This window comes from Actinophytocola sp., assembly GCF_035634895.1.
Taxonomy (GTDB): domain Bacteria; phylum Actinomycetota; class Actinomycetes; order Mycobacteriales; family Pseudonocardiaceae; genus Actinophytocola.
The window spans coordinates 23,036-38,168 of sequence record NZ_DASQCC010000226.1; the positions used below are offsets into that span (position 1 = coordinate 23,036).

Genomic DNA, 15,133 nt, shown 5'->3' on the forward strand with positions numbered 1-15,133 from the left:
GTCATGGCGCAGCGCGGTCCTCTGGTCACCGCCGTAGTGGTGGTCGGCGGCCTCGTCGGCCTGATGACGGCCAACGCCGCGGGTGGACTCGTTTCCGCCGGTGGGCCGGCGCCGTCGCCGACACGGGTCGGCGCGACTCAGACCGAGAAACCACCCACGACCACCGAGCCGCCGGTCGAGACGACGACGCCGCCCGCCGAGACGACGACCCAGCCGCCGAAGACCGAGGCCCCGCCCGCGCAGCAGTTCCCGGCGGAGGCCGTCTACGCGGGTGAGACCGCCGACCTGCCCCTCTACATCGCGCTCGCGGTGAAGGGTGAAGAGGCGTCGGCGTACCTGTGCGACGGCAAGACGGTCGAGTCGTGGCTCAAGGGCACGGCCAGGAACGGTACGGTCGACCTCACCTCGAAGGACGGCGCGAACACGCTGAACGCCAAGCTCGAGGGCAACACCCTGGTCGGCTCGATCATGCTGGCGGGCCAACCACACGACTTCAGCATCCCGCTCGCACCGCCGCCCGCCGGGCTGTACCGCGGGGCGAACGGTGACACGAACGTCGGCTGGATCGTGCTGCCCAGCGGCAAGCAGGTCGGGGTCGCCAGGACGGGCTCGCGGGCGTCGTCGGCGCCCCCGCTCGGCTCGGACCGCAAGGGCGCCACGGTCGGCGGGGCGTTCGTGTCGGCGGTAGCAGTGACGGGCGCGACCAAGTTCGGCTGATGCGGGATCCGCGGGGGACTCCGTATCTGCTTCCCAGCAAGAGGGTGCCGGGGCACCGCTTCGGTAGCACGACAGGAGATTTTCCGATGACCTTGCCGCCTGACTTCGGGCCGACCGGCAAACCCCCGGACAACGACTACACCGAGGTCAACCAGTTCCCGAACGACTTCGTCGACCTGGACCCGCCCACCACGCGCTCGGCGCAGGCGGACCTCACGCAGCCGGTGCCACACCAGTGGACGAGCGTCGCCGCCCCGGCCGCGACCACCGTCCCGCCACTGGCGTTCGACGACGACGACCCGGAGCGGAACCGGGGCGTCGGCGGGGTCGTGGCCGCGCTCGCCATCGGGGCGCTGGTCGCCGTCGCGCTCGGCGTCTACGGCAAGATGCACGAGCCGACCGGCGAGGCGCTGAACCTCGCCGGGTTCTCCAGCGGCATCGCGGCCAAGGCGTGGCTCGGGTCGATCGCGTTCGTGCTCGCGATCGCGCAGGTACTCTCCGCGATGGCGATGTGGGGCCGGCTGCCCGGCTTCACCGCAGGCCACGGCACCGCGGTCGTGCACCGCTGGTCCGGCCGGATCGCGGTCATCGTCTCGCTCCCGGTCGCCGCGCACTGTCTCTATGCGCTGGGCTTCCAGGACTTCAACACCCGGGTGCTGGTGCACTCGCTGTTCGGCTGTTTCTTCTACGGCCTGTTCGTCTGCAAGATGGTCGTCCTCACACGCCACCGCACACCCGGCTGGGTGCTCCCCGTCGTCGGCGCCGCGGTCTTCACCGGCCTGGTGGGCCTGTGGGTGACGTCCTCCCTGTGGTTCTTCTCCGAGTACGGGGTGAGTTTCTAACATGACACAGCAGATTCCCCGCCGCGCCGCGGTGGGGCTCGTAGGCGTGGGCGCCGCATGTGCGGCCTGTGCCCGCTACGGCGGGCCGCAGTACCCCGACGGGGCTGCCGGCGACAAGGGCGCGACCCAGCAGGAGACCGGGGAGGTCCTCGGCAAGGCCACGGACGTCCCGGTCGGCGGCGGCAAGGTCTTCGAGGAGCAGAAGCTCGTCGTGACACAGCCGGAGGCCGGCCAGTACCGGGGCTTCTCGGCCGTGTGCACGCACCAGGGCTGCCTGGTCAACAAGGTCGGCGAGGGCACCATCGACTGCCCGTGTCACGGCAGCAAGTTCAAGGTCGCCGACGGCTCGGTCGACACCGGACCCGCGACCACCGGGCTCAAACCGGTCACGGTCAGCGTGAACGAGTACGGCGAGCTGGTCACCGGCGGCACGCCGCCCGGGACCGTCGACCCGCCGACCACCACCGCGCCGGAGACGACCGCGCCGGAGACCACGGGCACCAACCCGCCCGCCGGCGGCACGAAGGGCCTGGCCAGCACGGCGGAGATCCCGGTCGGTGGCGGCAAGATCCTCACCGACCAGGAGATCGTGATCACACAGCCCGCGGCGGGCAAGTTCATGGCCTTCTCGGCCGTGTGCACGCACCAGGGCTGTATTGTCGATCAGGTTTCCGGGGGCACCATCAACTGCCCGTGCCACGGCAGCAAGTTCAAGCTGGACGGGTCCGTGTCGAAGGGCCCCGCCACTGCACCGCTGTCAGCACGTGCAGTTAAGGTATCCGGGGATCAGATCTCGTTGGCGTGAACCGATCCCGGTTCGTACTCGTGTTCCTGTCGTGAGCGAAGTAGCGTCCAGTACCCTGCTCATCGACCGGCCAATCGGGCAGGTGATGGCGGCTGTGGCAATGATCGGACGACGTTCCCGGCGCGTGCGTGCCTCGAACCCGGCCGAAGACTTGATCAAGTCTCTCTACGCTGAGCACGGCCGAAGCCTCCTGGACTACACGACCAGGTTGACCGGTGACCGTGCCGCGGCCGAGGACGTCGTGCAGGAGACCTTGCTGCGGGCGTGGAAGCACGCGGACGCGTTGCAGTCCGGCGTCGGTTCGGTCCGCGGTTGGCTACTCACCGTGGCACGCAACCTCGTCACCGACCGGGCCAGGGCCCGCGCGGTGCGGCCGATGGAGGTCAACCAGCCGGTTGACGTGCCGGCCGCCCAGCGGGACCACGCGGACACCGTGGTCGACACGATGACCGTGATGGGCGCGCTCGAGGGCCTGTCGGCGGAGCACCGGGCGGTGCTCGTCGAGCTCTACTACCGGGGCCGGACCGTCAACGAGACGGCGGCCGTGCTGGGCATCGCCCCCGGTACCGTGAAATCAAGGACTTACCACGCGGTCCGCGCGCTGCGGGCCCAACTGGCGCAGTCTCTGGGAAAGTCGGGGGAGGTGCGGCGATGAGCGCAGCTTGCGGAGCGAGTCAGGGTTGTTCATGCCGGCGCCGAGCCCGTGGAGGCCGTCGGTGTAGTGGAGCTTGCGGAGCGTTGCGGCGGCGCGGAGCGGGGGAGGTGTCGTCATGAGTGGACCTGCGCACGACCGGGCACAGCTCGGCGCGTACGCGATCGGCGCCCTCGATCCCGCCGAGGCGCGCATGGTGCACGACCATCTGAACGGTTGCCTCGAGTGTCAGCGCGAGGTCAGCGAGCTGATGATGATCCGGCGGGCGCTGGACCAGGTACCGCCGGAGGCCTTCCTCGACGGACCCCCGGAGGACGGTGACCTGCTGCTGCGGCGCACCCTGCGCCGGGTCGCGGTGGAGGCGCCCGCGGCGGCCCCGAGGCGGCGCATGACCGGCGTCTACGTCGCGGCAGCCGCCGCGGTGGCGGTCGCGCTCAGTGGCGGCATCTACCTCGGCCGGCAGACCGTTTCGACCGTGGCGGGACCGACCTTCACCGTCGCGACGATCCCGTCGAACGCACGCATCGCCGAGGCGAAGAACCCGGAGACCGGCGCCGCCATGACCGTGGCGCTGGAGCCCAAGAAGGGCTGGGTCTGGGTGGACGCGACGGCCACCGGGCTGCCCGCCGGCAAGCCCTGTGCGCTGTACGTCATCTCGGACCAGGGTGACAAGGTGCAGGCCGGCACCTGGCAGGTCTCGGCCGAGGGGGCGAAGAAGAGCCGCGTGACCGGCATGGCCCTCGTCGCACCGGACGACGTCAAGGCGATCGTCATCGAGACCATGGGCGCGGACGCGCACGAGGTCGTCACCGTACCGGTCTAGACCAGTCCGTTCCGGACCTCAGGCAGGGCCGCGTTCCGAGGTAGGCCGCCCGCAGGGCGCCGTTGGGGAACGTGGCCGCGGTCGATCATCCCCAGGTCGGCGGGCCTCCGCCGACGGTCCGAAAAAAGCCGGCGTGCCGCCGAGGCCCGGTATCCCCGAGAAGGCCGTGTTCGCCGCCGCAGGCGGCCACACCGGTCACCCAGGGCAGCCGCTGCCGCACGCTCCCGTGCCGCCATGCCGAGGCTGCCAGCTCCCGCGCCACCGTGGCCGGGCGGGCCGTGACCCCGTGACAGCGCCCGACTCCACGCAGCGATTTCGGTGTGGCCGTCCGCTGCGTGAACCCGGTGCCGGGGTAGCCTCCTGACCAGCGGATACCTCCCCCCACCGCGGTCCGCATGAGACAACCCGCGAAACCCCCCGACGCCAGCACCTCCCCCACCCCGTCCCCTGACCAGCGGTGACGCCACGCGACCTGCGTATTGGTCCTCCCGTGGACTTGAGCCCCTGATCGGGTGATGTGACCCACGTCACGTATCTGTCCCTGAGTGAACTGAACGCGCTCGTCGTTATCAAACGTATATACCGGTAGCACCAGCAACGAGGCGTGCCTGAAAGAAAAATCTTGACGCAGCGTAATTGTTCTGATATCTACTGCAGAGGAGTTCATCCATGAGGATGCGTAGCTGTAGAGTTGCCGCGATAGCCCTGCTGGCAACGGTCTTCGCGCTCCTCCTTGGTGGCTGCCAGCTGCGCGAAGGTCCCGGCAGCGAGTACGGCGGCATGCCCGCCAAATCATTAACCGCACAAAACGGGACAGGAATGAACTGAGGCGCGGACGGTAACAATTCATGCGACGCAGATTTGTTCGCTGGCTCGCTGCCTCGTTCCTGGTGATCCTTGGCGCGGCATGTCCCGCGATCGGGTTCGCCGTGGTCAGCCAGGCTCAGCCCCAGACGAACGCACAGAGTGCAGAACAGGGCATCTCCCAACAGGGGATCTCCGAACGTGATCGCGAGTTCATCAGGCTGATCCGGTTCGCGAACCTCTGGGAGGTCCCGATGGGCGACCTCGCCTCGAAGGACGGAGGTACCCAGCGCGTCCGCGACGTGGGCGCCACGATCGCCGCCGACCACCGGAAGCTCGACGTCGCGGTCAAGGACCTGGCCGCCAGGTTCGGCGTGCCACTGCCGGACCAGGCGACGTCCTCGCAGCAGAAGTGGATGGACGAGATCCGGGGCTCCTCCGGTCAGCAGTTCGACCGGGCCTTCGCCGACCGGCTGCGGGCCGCGCACGGCACCGTGTTCAGCACGGTCGCCGAGGTACGCGCCGGCACCCGCAACTCGGTCATCCGCGACTTCGCCACCACCGCGAACACCATCGTGATGAAACACATGACCCTACTGGAGAGCACGGGCGACGTGGACGCCGAACACGGCATGTTCGCCGAGGCGGGCGCCCGTACCTACGACACCCCGGAGAACCACTTGTCAGGCGGTCAGTTGGCGCTCGGCGCCGTGGTCGCGGCCCTGATGATGGCGGCCACGATCGGCGTCGTCCGCACCTTCAGCACCCCGGGGACGGCCGAATGATCGTCGCCCTGCCACAGCACGACATCGGCATTCGTGAGGTGGCCGCGCTGTCCGCGCGGCTGGCCTACGTCTTCATGTGCCTGACCCTCAGCTGGGGCATCCTGACGTACACGGGCTGGATCAAACGGCTCACCGGCCACCAGGCCATCCGGTCCAGCCACATGATCCTCGCGACGTTCACCATCGCGACCGGCTTCACCCACGCCATCGTGTTCCTCCTGCTCCGAGAGCAGGGGCTGAACACATTCGGCATCCTGGTGCCGTTCAGCGGTCAACTCCGGCACACGATGGGCATCATCGGCCTCGAGCTCATGACCGCCATCCTGATCTCGACGGGACTGCGGCGATTCATTCGCTACAGCAGGTGGCTTCGGTTCCATCAGTTCGCCTATCCTGCCGTCGCTATGACCGTCATCCACTCGTGGTTCGGCTCGATCCACAATGGTCACCTCGGGTACCTGTGGTTGGGCGGCATCACCGTGCTCACCCCGGCCGTGACGCTGACCCTGCTGCGGTTCCTGCCGCCCCGGATACTGACCCGCGCGGGTCTGCTCGCCGGGGTGCCCCAGGCTGCCGAGACGCAGATGGCGGTCGTCGAGCCACCGGTGGTGACCCCGCGCATGGGCCGGAAGGTGCAGGTCAGCGTCGACAACCAGCGGTGCAAGCGGTACGGAATCTGCCAGGCGGAGTCGCCGCAGCTGTTCCAACTCATGGAAGACGGACGGCTGCGCTACGTCCGTGACCCCGACACCGCGAGCCGTGCCCAGGCGCAGGCGGCGGCGCGAGTCTGCCCGATGCAGGCAATCCAGTTGCAGGAGGTACGTACCCGATGAACCGGGACGAACGGATCGTTGTCGTCGGCGGCGGGCTCACCGGCCTGCGGGCGGCGGAACGACTCCGCGAGCTCAAGTTCGAGGGTGAGATCACGATCCTCGGCGACGAGAAGTTGCCGCCGTACCACCGGCCAGCTTTGTCGAAGCAGTTGCTCAAGGGTGAGCTGAGATCGAGCGATCTGACCCTCCCCGCCTATGAAGACCTCAACGCCCGCTGGCGCTTCGGCACCCAGGTGCGCCAGCTGATCCCCAACAAGAAGACCCTGGTCCTGCCCGGTGGCGAGGAGATGACCTACGACGGTCTGATCATCGCCACCGGCGTCGAGGCCGGGAAGCAGAGCGGCGTGCCCTACCACGACCCGCGCGTGCTGGTGCTGCGGACCATGTCCGACGGCCTGGACCTGGAGCGGGTCCTCGGCTCGACCAAGGGCCGGGTCGCCGTGATCGGCGGCGGGTTCACCGGCTGCGAGCTCGCCGCGAGCCTGCGCCACCTCTCCCGTGAGGTGACCCTCATCGGCCGCGGCAAGAACCTGCTCGGCAACGTGCTCGGCCCCGAGATGGGCGAGTGGCTGACCGGCGTGCACCGCGACCACGGCGTCGACCTGGCGCTGGGCAACTCGGTGGAGGAGTGGAACCCCGGCCCGGAGGGCATCGGGCTGCGGCTGACCGACGGCAGCACGCTGACGGTCTCGTGCGTGATCCTCGCCGCCGGCACCCGGCCGATGACGCACTGGCTGCGTGGTTCCGGCCTGCCGCTGGACAACGGTGTCGTCTGCGAGCCGACCTGCCACGTGGTCGGCGCCGAGGACGTGGTGGCCGCCGGTGACGTCGCCCAGTGGCCCAACCTGCGCTTCGACAACGTCCCCCGCCGCGTGGAGCACTGGCTCAACGCGGTCGAGATGGGACGTGCCTCCGCCGAGAGCCTGCTGGCCGGCCGGGAGAACGCGCAGCCCTTCAGCCCGATGCCGCGGTTCTGGACGGATCAGTACAGCTACCGCATCCAGGCCGCCGGCATGATCAAGCTCGGCAAGGACATCGTCAAGCTCGGCACCCCGGACGAGGGCACCGGCACCGTGTACGGCTACTCGGTCGAGGGCCGGATGATGGCGGTGGCCGGCGTCGACTGCCCGTCCGCGATGATCTCGTGGACCGAGAGCCTCTGCCGGCAGAACCCGGAACCGCGCCGCGAGGCCGTCGAGGAGAAGCAGCCAAGGACCTCGGTCTCCGTCGGCGGCTCGCTGAAGAAGAAGGCCGGCAAGCACCTGGCGCCGCCCAGGGAGAAGCAGTTCCAGGCCCCGGAGCGCACGGCCAACGAGATCGGCTTCGTCGAGTCGCCGGCCGAGGTCAGTGGCCCGATCGGTGTCGGCGCCGGCCGCGGTGTGCCGGCCGGCCGGCCGGCGAGCGTGGTCGACTCGTTCAGTCGCATGCTTCCCGTCGCCGTCCGTCCCCCGGGGACCGGCGCCCCGCCACAGAACGGCCGCGCGCCCGGCAACCCGCCGCTCATCGGCGGCCGGACCATGCCCGGCACCGGGCCGTTCGGCGTCCCGACCTCCTCGCCCGGCCCGCTCAACCGGCCGAGCATCCCGGCCGCGCCGTCGAGCCTGCCGCCCGGCCACCCGTCCGGTCCGCTGACCCGCCAGCAGTTCAGCGCGCCCGCCACCGCACCCGCCACCGGTCTTGCCGGCGGCCCGGGTGGCCCGTTCGGCGACGGCGCGGCCAGCAGCAGCGGCGTCTTCCCGCCCGCCGGCGTGAGCGGTCGGTTCCCGAGCGTCGCCGCGAGCGGCACCTTCCCAAGTGTTGCCGCGAGTGGCACCTTCCCGAGCGTGCCGAACGGGCACGCCCGCAACGGCAACGGCCCCGGCGGTGGCCGGTCCGGCCCGAGCGGCCGGCTGAGCAACGGCGCCCCGGTGCCGGCGCTCGGCACCCCGCCGTTCGGCGCCCCCAGCCGCCCGGCGCTCGGCCCGGCCACCGGCCAGGCACCCGTGCCGCCGCGCGTGCCGGAGTTCAGCGCGGCCGAGATGACCGACGTCGGCGGTGGGTTCGCCGAGCCGCTGAGCGGCCGGATGAACGCCGACGTCACCGGGGAGATGCCGCCGCTCGACGCCAACGGGCACGTGCGGTCGCCGGAGTTCTCGGACGTGTCGTCCCACCGTGGTCCGTCGGACTCCTTCGACAGCATGCCGCCCGCGCGTGGCCCGCAGGACTCGTTCCGCGCCATGCCGCCGGTGAGCCGCGGTCCCGAGGAGTCGTTCAGCCGGATGCCCGCGGTGCGTGGTCCGGAGGAGTCCTTCGGTGGGCTGCCGCCGGCTCGGCGCGGCGCGGACGGTGGCCGTCGGTCCGCTCCCGGTCCGCAGGACTCGTTCAGTGCCATGCCGCCGGTGAAGCGTGGTCCGGAGGAGTCGTTCAGCCGGATGCCCGCCGTGCGCGGCCCGGAGGAGTCGGTCAGCGGAATGCCGCCGGTCCGGCGGAACGCGGCCGGTGGCCGGCCGGCTCGCGGCCCGCAGGAATCCTTCAGCGCCATGCCTCCCGTGAACCGTGGCCCGGAGGAGTCGGTCGGTGGGATGCCGCCGGTTCGGCGCGGCGCCGACGCCGGGCGCGGGACCGCCGCTCGTGGTCCGCAGGACTCGTTCAGTGCCATGCCGCCGGTGAAGCGTGGTCCGGAGGAGTCGTTCAGCCGGATGCCCGCGGCGCGGCACGGTGCCGAGGAGTCGTTCAGCGCGCTGCCGCCGGCTCGTCGTGTCGACGACGCCGGTGGCCGGCAGGCTCGTGGTCCGCAGGATTCCTTCAGTGCCATGCCTCCCGTGAAGCGTGGCCCGGAGGAGTCGTTCAGCCGGATGCCGGCCGTGCGCCACGGTGCCGAGGAGTCGTTCAGTGCCCTGCCGCCGGCTCGTCGCGTCGACGACGCGGGCGGGCGCCGGCCGGCTCGTGGCCCGCAGGACTCCCACCGCGCCTTGCCGCCCGCGACCCGCGGTCCCGAGGAGTCGTTCAGCCGCATGCCGGCCGTGCGTGGCCCGCAGGACTCGTACAGCTCGCTCCCGCCGGCCCGGCGGGTCGCGGACGAACTGCAGACCTCGGTCAACGGCCTGCCGCCGGCCCGGCTCGGGTCGGACGACGGCCCGGAGACGTCGATCACCGGGATGGCGCCGGTGCCCGGCGGCTCGAACGGCCGCCGCCGCGCCGAGGACCGGCTGCCGGACCGCCGGGCGTCGCACCGGGCAGAGGACCTCACGCCGGAGTTCGGCCGCCCGCCGAGGCGGCGTGAGCCCGAACCGGACCTGAGCAGCCTGCGGCTCGTGCCCGCGCTGTCGAGCATGGACGACTCGATGGAGATGCCCGCGGTGCGGATGCCCAAGCACGGCCGGCCCGAGGACTACGGCGTGCCCTCGTCCCGGCCGGGACCCGAGGACTCCTTCGACCGCATGCCGCCGGTCGCGCGACCCACCGGAGGCCGCCGACGCGCCCGTGCGTAGGGCATGATCACAACCGCATACCGGCAAGCCGCGCGCCTGAGCTGTTCTCAGTGGTCAGGCGCGCGGCTTGTCCTTTGTGGACGGGAAGGTCGCCGAGCGGTGATCACAGTCCGTAGTGGCTCGTAATTCTCGTCACCATTTGGGAGGTACCGCTAACGGGGTGATCAGTGGCAAAGTTGCACACTGCACACCTTAATCCGGGAGTTCGCGTTGGTCGGTGACATACAGGTCGGGGGCCGTCGGGTGAGCACCGCACACGGAATCACCAGCTATTTCACCACGCCGCAACATGAACGGCTGCGCGAGCAGGTACGCGACTTCGCCGAGTCGAAGGTCGCCCCCCGTGTCGCCGAGATGGAGGAAAGCAGAGCCGTCCACGTCGAACTCTCCAGACTCATCGCCCAGCAGGGTTGGCTGGGCGTCACGGTCGACCCGAAGTACGGCGGAATGGGCCTCGGGCACCTCGCCAAGACGATCATCATCGAGGAGTTGTCGCGGGTCAGCGGTGCCATGGGCGCCATGGTGCAGGCCTCGCAGCTCGGTGTCGCGAAGATCGTCCACTTCGGCAGCGCCGAACAGAAGAAGCGTTGGCTACCAGCGGTTTCCGACGGCGCCTGCCTGCCGACGATCGCGGTGACCGAGCCGGAGTCCGGGGGACACGTGCTCGGCATGTCCGCAACCGCCGAACGGGTGGCGGACGGGTACGTCCTCAACGGCAGGAAGGTGTTCGTCGGCAACAGTCACGTCGGTGACCTGCATGGCGTCGTCGTGCGCACGGGCCCCGGTTCCCAGGGCCTGTCGGCGTTCCTGGTCGAGTCCGACCGTCGTGGACTCTCCCTCGGCACGCACCAGACGGCCATGGGCCTGCACGGGTTCAGCTTTGGCGAACTGATATTCGAAAACTGCTTCGTGCCCGTCGAGAACCTGCTCGGCGCGGAGGGGGACGGGCTCGCCGTCGCCTACTCGTCCAGCATCCTCTACGGGCGGCCGAACCTGACCGCCGTCGCGCTGGGCATCCACCAGGCGATCGTGGAGCACACCGTCCACTTCGCTCGGACGCACCGCCGGTACGAGGGACCGCTCGCCGAACTCCCCACCATCAAACAGAAGCTGGGACAGCTGCAGTCCCAGCTGATGACCGCGCGGCTCACCGCCTACCACGCCGCGCACCTGCTCGACGCCGGCATCCCGTGCGACGCCGAACTCATCAGCGCCAAGCTCACCAACGTCGAGTCCTCTTTGGACTCGGCGCGCACGGCGATGGAGGTGCACGCCGCCTACGGACTCTTCCCCGGCCGGCACATCGAGCGCTTTCTCCGCGACGCCAACCACATCTACGCACCGGCCGGCACCTCGGACGTCCAGCGCCTGCGCCTGGCCGAGGTCGCCCTGGGCACCTACCGCGAGGAATGGTCGGCCCGGTTCGCCGACCAGCTGAGGATTCCCGAGCAGGCCCCCGGCCGCTGGTGGCGCCGGTAGGGCCGGAAAAAGGCCGGTTGAGACGGTCATGGTCCCAACCGGCCTCCCGTCGGTCGTTCGTCAGCCGCCGAGCTGCTGCTCGCGGCGGTGGATCAGCTCCGTGACCTCGGCGGCCATCGACTTGATCATCTCGAGGCCGTTGCGGCCCCAGCTGCTCTCCTCCGTGTTCACCACACAGATCGTGCCGATCGCGGTGCCCGTGTGGTCGATCAGCGGCGCGCCCATGTACGCCCGCACGCCGATCGAGTTCACCACCGGGTTGACCGCGAACCGCGGGTACGCGCACACGTCGTCGAGCACCAAAGCCTTGCGCCGCACCACGACGTGCGGGCAGTAGCCGTGCTCGCGGGACATCACGCGGCCCGGCGTGGCGCGCGACGCCGACGACGCGGCCTCCAGCGCGTCAGCCTTGGCGCTCGACGGGCCGTACAGGCCGGCGAAGTACTGCTCCTCGTCGCCGACGAAGTTGACCATCGCGTACGGCGCGTTGGCGGCGGCGGCCAGGCGCGCGGCGAACTGGTCGAACTCGGGGTCGGGCCGGTCGCCGACACCGAGCTGGGCCAGCTGCGCCAGGCGTGCCAACCGCTGCGGGATGTCCGGGTCGTGCGGTGCGGTCATGAGCCGCTGGTCGAGGATCTCACCGTTCATTGTGGACTCCCAATCATCGGACTGGCGGCGCGAGCGGACGCCAGGACGGACTCGAGCAGGGTGATCAGCGCCCGGCTCGCGGACGGGGTCTTGCGGGCGTCGCACCGCACGAGTGGCACGTGCGCCTTGAGTGCGAGCGCCTGCCGCACGGCGGCGTCGTCGTAGCGGTAACCGTCGTCGAACTCGTTGAGTGCCACCAAAAACCGGATGCCGCGGCGCTCGAAGAACTCGACCGCACCGAAGCAGTCGGCCAACCGCCGGGTGTCGGCCAGCACCACCGCGCCGACCGCGCCGCGGGACAGCTCGTCCCACATGAACCAGAACCGGTCCTGGCCGGGCGTGCCGAACAGGTACAGCACGAGGTTCTTGTCAGGGAAGGAAAGGCGGCCGAAGTCCATCGCCACGGTGGTGGTCGACTTCGCCTCGACGCCGTTGACGCTGTCGGTGTCCACGCTGGCCGCGGTCAGCGTCTCCTCCGTGGTCAGCGGTTCGATCTCGCTGACCGAACCGACGAACGTCGTCTTGCCGACGCCGAAACCACCCGCGATCAGAATCTTGACCTGGATGGGAAACAAGTCAGACAAACCGTCGGAGGCCATCAATCACCGCCTCCAGAATGGTCGGATCGTTGGAGTACTCGCTCGGTGTGAACTTCGCGATCACCACACCGAGTTCGATCAGGTCGGACAGCACGACCTTGGTGACGGTCACCGGCCGCCGCAGCACACCGGCTATCTCCGCCACCGAGGTGGGTTTTTCGCACAGTTCCAACGCTTTCGCATGCTCGACCCCCAGTTGGCGCGGTGTGACCATACCCCGGCCCGTCGCTCGAACCATCGACATCAGGTCGAGCGGCGTGCTGGGCTGGGTTCTGCCGCTGGTCATGGCGTACGGCCGCACGCCGAAGAGACCGGGGTCCTCGTCCGGACCGGTCATCGTCATCTGGTCCCATTGGCCTGGTGTGTGGCGTAGCGGGTTGGCGTGGTCAGTACGGCCGGCACCTGCGTGCACAGTCGCTGCATCTCGTAGCTCAGGATGCCGGCGTCGACCTCCCGGGCGGCGAGCACGGCGAGCACGCTGCCGGCGCTCGCCGCCGTCACGAACAGGATGAGCTCGTTGAGCTCGGTGATCACCTGCCGCACGCCGTCGCTGCCGTCCTGAGAGAACTTCTTGCCGACCTGGTTGGCGAGCGAGCACATGCTTGCCGCCAGCGCCGCGAGCCGGTCCGCCCCGTCGATGTCGAGGCCGTACCAGTACTTGGGAATGCCGTCGACAGACAGCAGCAGGGCGCTGTTCGTGTCGGGTACCGCCTCAACCAGCCTGCGCAGCAGCCAGTTCAGGTCGTCGGCCATTGGTCTCCTCTGTTCTCGTTCGTCTGTTCCCGGTTGGCGAACCAGTGCTCCCGCCCCGCCTGAACGGTCTTCATGAGGTTCGTGTTGTGACCGGGCACCGGCCTGGTGGGCGAGGGCGGCTCCCGCAGCTCCTCACGCAGGTGACTGCCGCGCCGCTGCGGCAGCGGCGGTGGCTGCTCACCAAGCTGTGCGTCCATCTCCTCCAGCACGCCGTCCCCGCCGGTCCGCAGGTCGTCATAGGACCGCCCGGGCGCGCGGACCGGCAGCACCGGCAGCTCGTCCGCGGTGGTGCCCTCGACCACCCGGTGCCGGGTCGCCTGCTGCCCCGGGCGGACCGGCCCCAGACCAGGGGACGCGGGTAACGACGCGGTCGGGATGGGCAACGGCGCGGGCACCTGGACCGGCCCCGACCGCTCGCCCGGCGCGAGCGAGGCGACCGGAGTGGACGGCTGGTCGGCCTGGGAAAAGGTTGGCACCGAAAGGGATGGCGGGCCGCCGTCCGACCGCGCCTCCTGCGGGACCGGCGTCGGCGTGCGTGCGGGTTCTGGCCCGCGTGCCGGCGTGAGCGCCGGGGAGGACTCCGTCGCGCCGCCGGTCCGCGGCGTCGGTGACGGGGTGGCGGCGTCCAGCTCGGACCGCCGTCTCGGCAGTGCCGAGGGGCGCTGCTGTTGTTGCTGCGGGGCCGCCGCACGATGCCGGGACTCCGGCTCCGACACGCTCAGCAGCTGCGGCGGGATGACCACGGCGGCGGCGATGCCGCCGAAGATGTTCGACTGCAGCCGGACGCGGATGCTGTGGCGCCGTGCCAGCTCCCGGACCACGGCGAGTCCGATGCGGCCGTCCTCCAGGAGCTCGGACAGGTCGATGCGGGTCGACCCGTCGAGCAGGTGGTTGATGCGTTCCAGGTCCTCGTGCAGCATGCCGAGCCCGCGGTCCTGGACCTCGATCGCCAGGCCCGCGGTGACCTTGTGCGCGCGGACCTCGACCTTCGGCCCGTCCGGCGCGGAGAAGCGGGTCGCGTTCTCCAGCAGCTCGGCGAGCAGGTGGATGATCTCCGCGACCGCGTGGCCGTGGATCTCCACGTCCTCGACCGGCACGATCGCGATCTGGCGGTAGTGCTCGGCTTCCGACACCGCGGCGAGCAGCACCGCGTAGACGCTGACCGGCTTGTTGGACCGGCGTTGTGGCGCCTCGCCGCCCAGCACGGCCAGGTTCTCACCCTGTCGCCGCGCGAGCGTGAAGAGGTGGTCGATCTCGTAGAGACCGTCGAGGAGCTCCGGGTCCTCGTTGTCCTGCTCCAGCTCGTCGATCCGCTTGATGGCGCGGTTGATGAGGGACTGCAGGCGCCGGGCCAGCTTGACGAACACCTCGCGCCGCTGGCCGGGGTCGTCGGTGAGCGTGACCTGCTGCTCGCCGGGCCGCGCCCACAGTGGTGCCGGGGCCTCCTGACGCGACTCGACCGGGCGTGCCTCGGGCTGGAGCGGCTCCTGCTGCGGCGCAACGGGTTCCGGCCGGGGCACCGGCCGTGCCGCCGCGACCGGCCGCGGGCTGCGGGCCAGCGCCGAGAGCCGCCGGGTGGCGGACATGGCGGCGAGGAAGGCCACCAGCACCGCGACCACACAGCCGGCCACCACGGCGATCGACACCCCGAGCGCGCGGGAGTCGTCGGTCACCACCATGAGCACACCGGCCCCGCCGCCGAGCATGACGACGGTCAGCAGAAACAGGCCGATGTGCAGAAGTCTTGTCTGTAGCCGTTCTATGCCGTCGGCATACTCGTTTCTAACGTCATGCTCCACCCGGATGCCCCAGGGTGGGGTAGGCGCGTCAGACATCGCTTCCTTCCGGTGTAGTGAGGACGGCAGGGAACGGCGTCACCGTCCGGATGGCGGAAGGGATGCTACCGCAAACGTCCTAGTGCAT

The 15,133-nt window shown here is 70.2% G+C and carries 14 protein-coding genes; 9 read left to right on the forward strand and 5 right to left on the reverse strand.

Annotated features, from left to right (window positions below; all coding sequences use genetic code 11):
* Window positions 1-3: 3 nt before the first annotated feature.
* From VET29_RS35070 to VET29_RS35110, 9 genes are all read left to right on the forward strand, one after another.
* Window positions 4-717: a hypothetical protein gene (locus tag VET29_RS35070; protein ID WP_324928904.1), complete on the forward strand. Its 714-nt coding sequence runs from the start codon at window positions 4-6 to the stop codon at window positions 715-717.
* Window positions 718-803: 86 nt separating this feature from the next.
* Complete coding sequence (locus VET29_RS35075) at window positions 804-1,559, forward strand: DUF6529 family protein (RefSeq protein WP_324928906.1); 756 nt, start codon at window positions 804-806, stop codon at window positions 1,557-1,559.
* A 1-nt stretch (window position 1,560) separates the two neighbouring features.
* The gene (locus tag VET29_RS35080) at window positions 1,561-2,364 is read left to right on the forward strand and encodes a Rieske (2Fe-2S) protein (RefSeq protein WP_324928908.1); all 804 of its coding nucleotides are present in this window, start codon (window positions 1,561-1,563) and stop codon (window positions 2,362-2,364) included.
* A gap of 94 nt (window positions 2,365-2,458) precedes the next feature.
* Window positions 2,459-3,019, forward strand: coding sequence for a sigma-70 family RNA polymerase sigma factor (locus VET29_RS35085; RefSeq protein WP_414636697.1), 561 nt, complete (start codon window positions 2,459-2,461; stop codon window positions 3,017-3,019).
* Between the two features lie 115 nt (window positions 3,020-3,134).
* Window positions 3,135-3,839: a zf-HC2 domain-containing protein gene (locus VET29_RS35090; protein WP_324928912.1), complete on the forward strand. Its 705-nt coding sequence runs from the start codon at window positions 3,135-3,137 to the stop codon at window positions 3,837-3,839.
* 848 nt (window positions 3,840-4,687) lie between these two features.
* Entirely contained in the window at window positions 4,688-5,428 is a 741-nt protein-coding gene (locus VET29_RS35095; protein WP_324928914.1) for a DUF4142 domain-containing protein, read from the forward strand.
* Complete coding sequence (locus VET29_RS35100) at window positions 5,425-6,261, forward strand: ferredoxin (protein ID WP_324928916.1); 837 nt, start codon at window positions 5,425-5,427, stop codon at window positions 6,259-6,261. Before VET29_RS35095 ends, VET29_RS35100 begins: the two co-directional genes overlap by 4 nt.
* Window positions 6,258-9,731, forward strand: coding sequence for an NAD(P)/FAD-dependent oxidoreductase (locus VET29_RS35105; RefSeq protein ID WP_324928919.1), 3,474 nt, complete (start codon window positions 6,258-6,260; stop codon window positions 9,729-9,731). Before VET29_RS35100 ends, VET29_RS35105 begins: the two co-directional genes overlap by 4 nt.
* 243 nt (window positions 9,732-9,974) lie before the next feature.
* Window positions 9,975-11,210 (forward strand): acyl-CoA dehydrogenase family protein, encoded by a 1,236-nt coding sequence (locus tag VET29_RS35110; protein WP_324928921.1) that lies wholly within the window; start codon window positions 9,975-9,977, stop codon window positions 11,208-11,210.
* A gap of 60 nt (window positions 11,211-11,270) precedes the next feature.
* On the opposite strand, the gene VET29_RS35115 is transcribed toward VET29_RS35110, so the two are convergent.
* The 5 genes from VET29_RS35115 to VET29_RS35135 are packed head-to-tail and all read right to left on the reverse strand — an operon-like array spanning window position 11,271 to window position 15,045.
* Window positions 11,271-11,858 carry a GAF domain-containing protein gene (locus VET29_RS35115; RefSeq protein WP_324928923.1) on the reverse strand — a complete coding sequence of 196 codons (588 nt, stop codon included), beginning with the start codon at window positions 11,856-11,858 and terminating at the stop codon, window positions 11,271-11,273.
* Window positions 11,855-12,457: a GTP-binding protein gene (locus VET29_RS35120; RefSeq protein WP_324928925.1), complete on the reverse strand. Its 603-nt coding sequence runs from the start codon at window positions 12,455-12,457 to the stop codon at window positions 11,855-11,857. Before VET29_RS35120 ends, VET29_RS35115 begins: the two co-directional genes overlap by 4 nt.
* Window positions 12,435-12,800 (reverse strand): DUF742 domain-containing protein, encoded by a 366-nt coding sequence (locus VET29_RS35125; RefSeq protein WP_324928927.1) that lies wholly within the window; start codon window positions 12,798-12,800, stop codon window positions 12,435-12,437. Before VET29_RS35125 ends, VET29_RS35120 begins: the two co-directional genes overlap by 23 nt.
* Entirely contained in the window at window positions 12,797-13,210 is a 414-nt protein-coding gene (locus tag VET29_RS35130; RefSeq protein ID WP_324928929.1) for a roadblock/LC7 domain-containing protein, read from the reverse strand. The genes VET29_RS35125 and VET29_RS35130 overlap by 4 nt, the downstream gene beginning before the upstream one ends.
* The gene (locus VET29_RS35135) at window positions 13,195-15,045 is read right to left on the reverse strand and encodes a sensor histidine kinase (RefSeq protein ID WP_324928930.1); all 1,851 of its coding nucleotides are present in this window, start codon (window positions 15,043-15,045) and stop codon (window positions 13,195-13,197) included. The genes VET29_RS35130 and VET29_RS35135 overlap by 16 nt, the downstream gene beginning before the upstream one ends.
* Window positions 15,046-15,133 lie beyond the last annotated feature (88 nt).

Excerpts from the sequence above, each read along its gene's own strand:
- VET29_RS35070 (WP_324928904.1), top strand. The coding sequence starts at position 4 with ATGGCGCAGCGCGGTCCTCTGGTCACCGCCGTAGTGGTGGTCGGCGGC.
- VET29_RS35075 (WP_324928906.1), top strand. The coding sequence starts at position 804 with ATGACCTTGCCGCCTGACTTCGGGCCGACCGGCAAACCCCCGGACAAC.
- VET29_RS35080 (WP_324928908.1), top strand. The coding sequence starts at position 1,561 with ATGACACAGCAGATTCCCCGCCGCGCCGCGGTGGGGCTCGTAGGCGTG.
- VET29_RS35090 (WP_324928912.1), top strand. The coding sequence starts at position 3,135 with ATGAGTGGACCTGCGCACGACCGGGCACAGCTCGGCGCGTACGCGATC.
- VET29_RS35095 (WP_324928914.1), top strand. The coding sequence starts at position 4,688 with ATGCGACGCAGATTTGTTCGCTGGCTCGCTGCCTCGTTCCTGGTGATC.
- VET29_RS35100 (WP_324928916.1), top strand. The coding sequence starts at position 5,425 with ATGATCGTCGCCCTGCCACAGCACGACATCGGCATTCGTGAGGTGGCC.
- VET29_RS35105 (WP_324928919.1), top strand. The coding sequence starts at position 6,258 with ATGAACCGGGACGAACGGATCGTTGTCGTCGGCGGCGGGCTCACCGGC.
- VET29_RS35115 (WP_324928923.1), bottom strand. The coding sequence starts at position 11,858 with ATGAACGGTGAGATCCTCGACCAGCGGCTCATGACCGCACCGCACGAC.
- VET29_RS35120 (WP_324928925.1), bottom strand. The coding sequence starts at position 12,457 with ATGGCCTCCGACGGTTTGTCTGACTTGTTTCCCATCCAGGTCAAGATT.
- VET29_RS35125 (WP_324928927.1), bottom strand. The coding sequence starts at position 12,800 with ATGACGATGACCGGTCCGGACGAGGACCCCGGTCTCTTCGGCGTGCGG.
- VET29_RS35130 (WP_324928929.1), bottom strand. The coding sequence starts at position 13,210 with ATGGCCGACGACCTGAACTGGCTGCTGCGCAGGCTGGTTGAGGCGGTA.
- VET29_RS35135 (WP_324928930.1), bottom strand. The coding sequence starts at position 15,045 with ATGTCTGACGCGCCTACCCCACCCTGGGGCATCCGGGTGGAGCATGAC.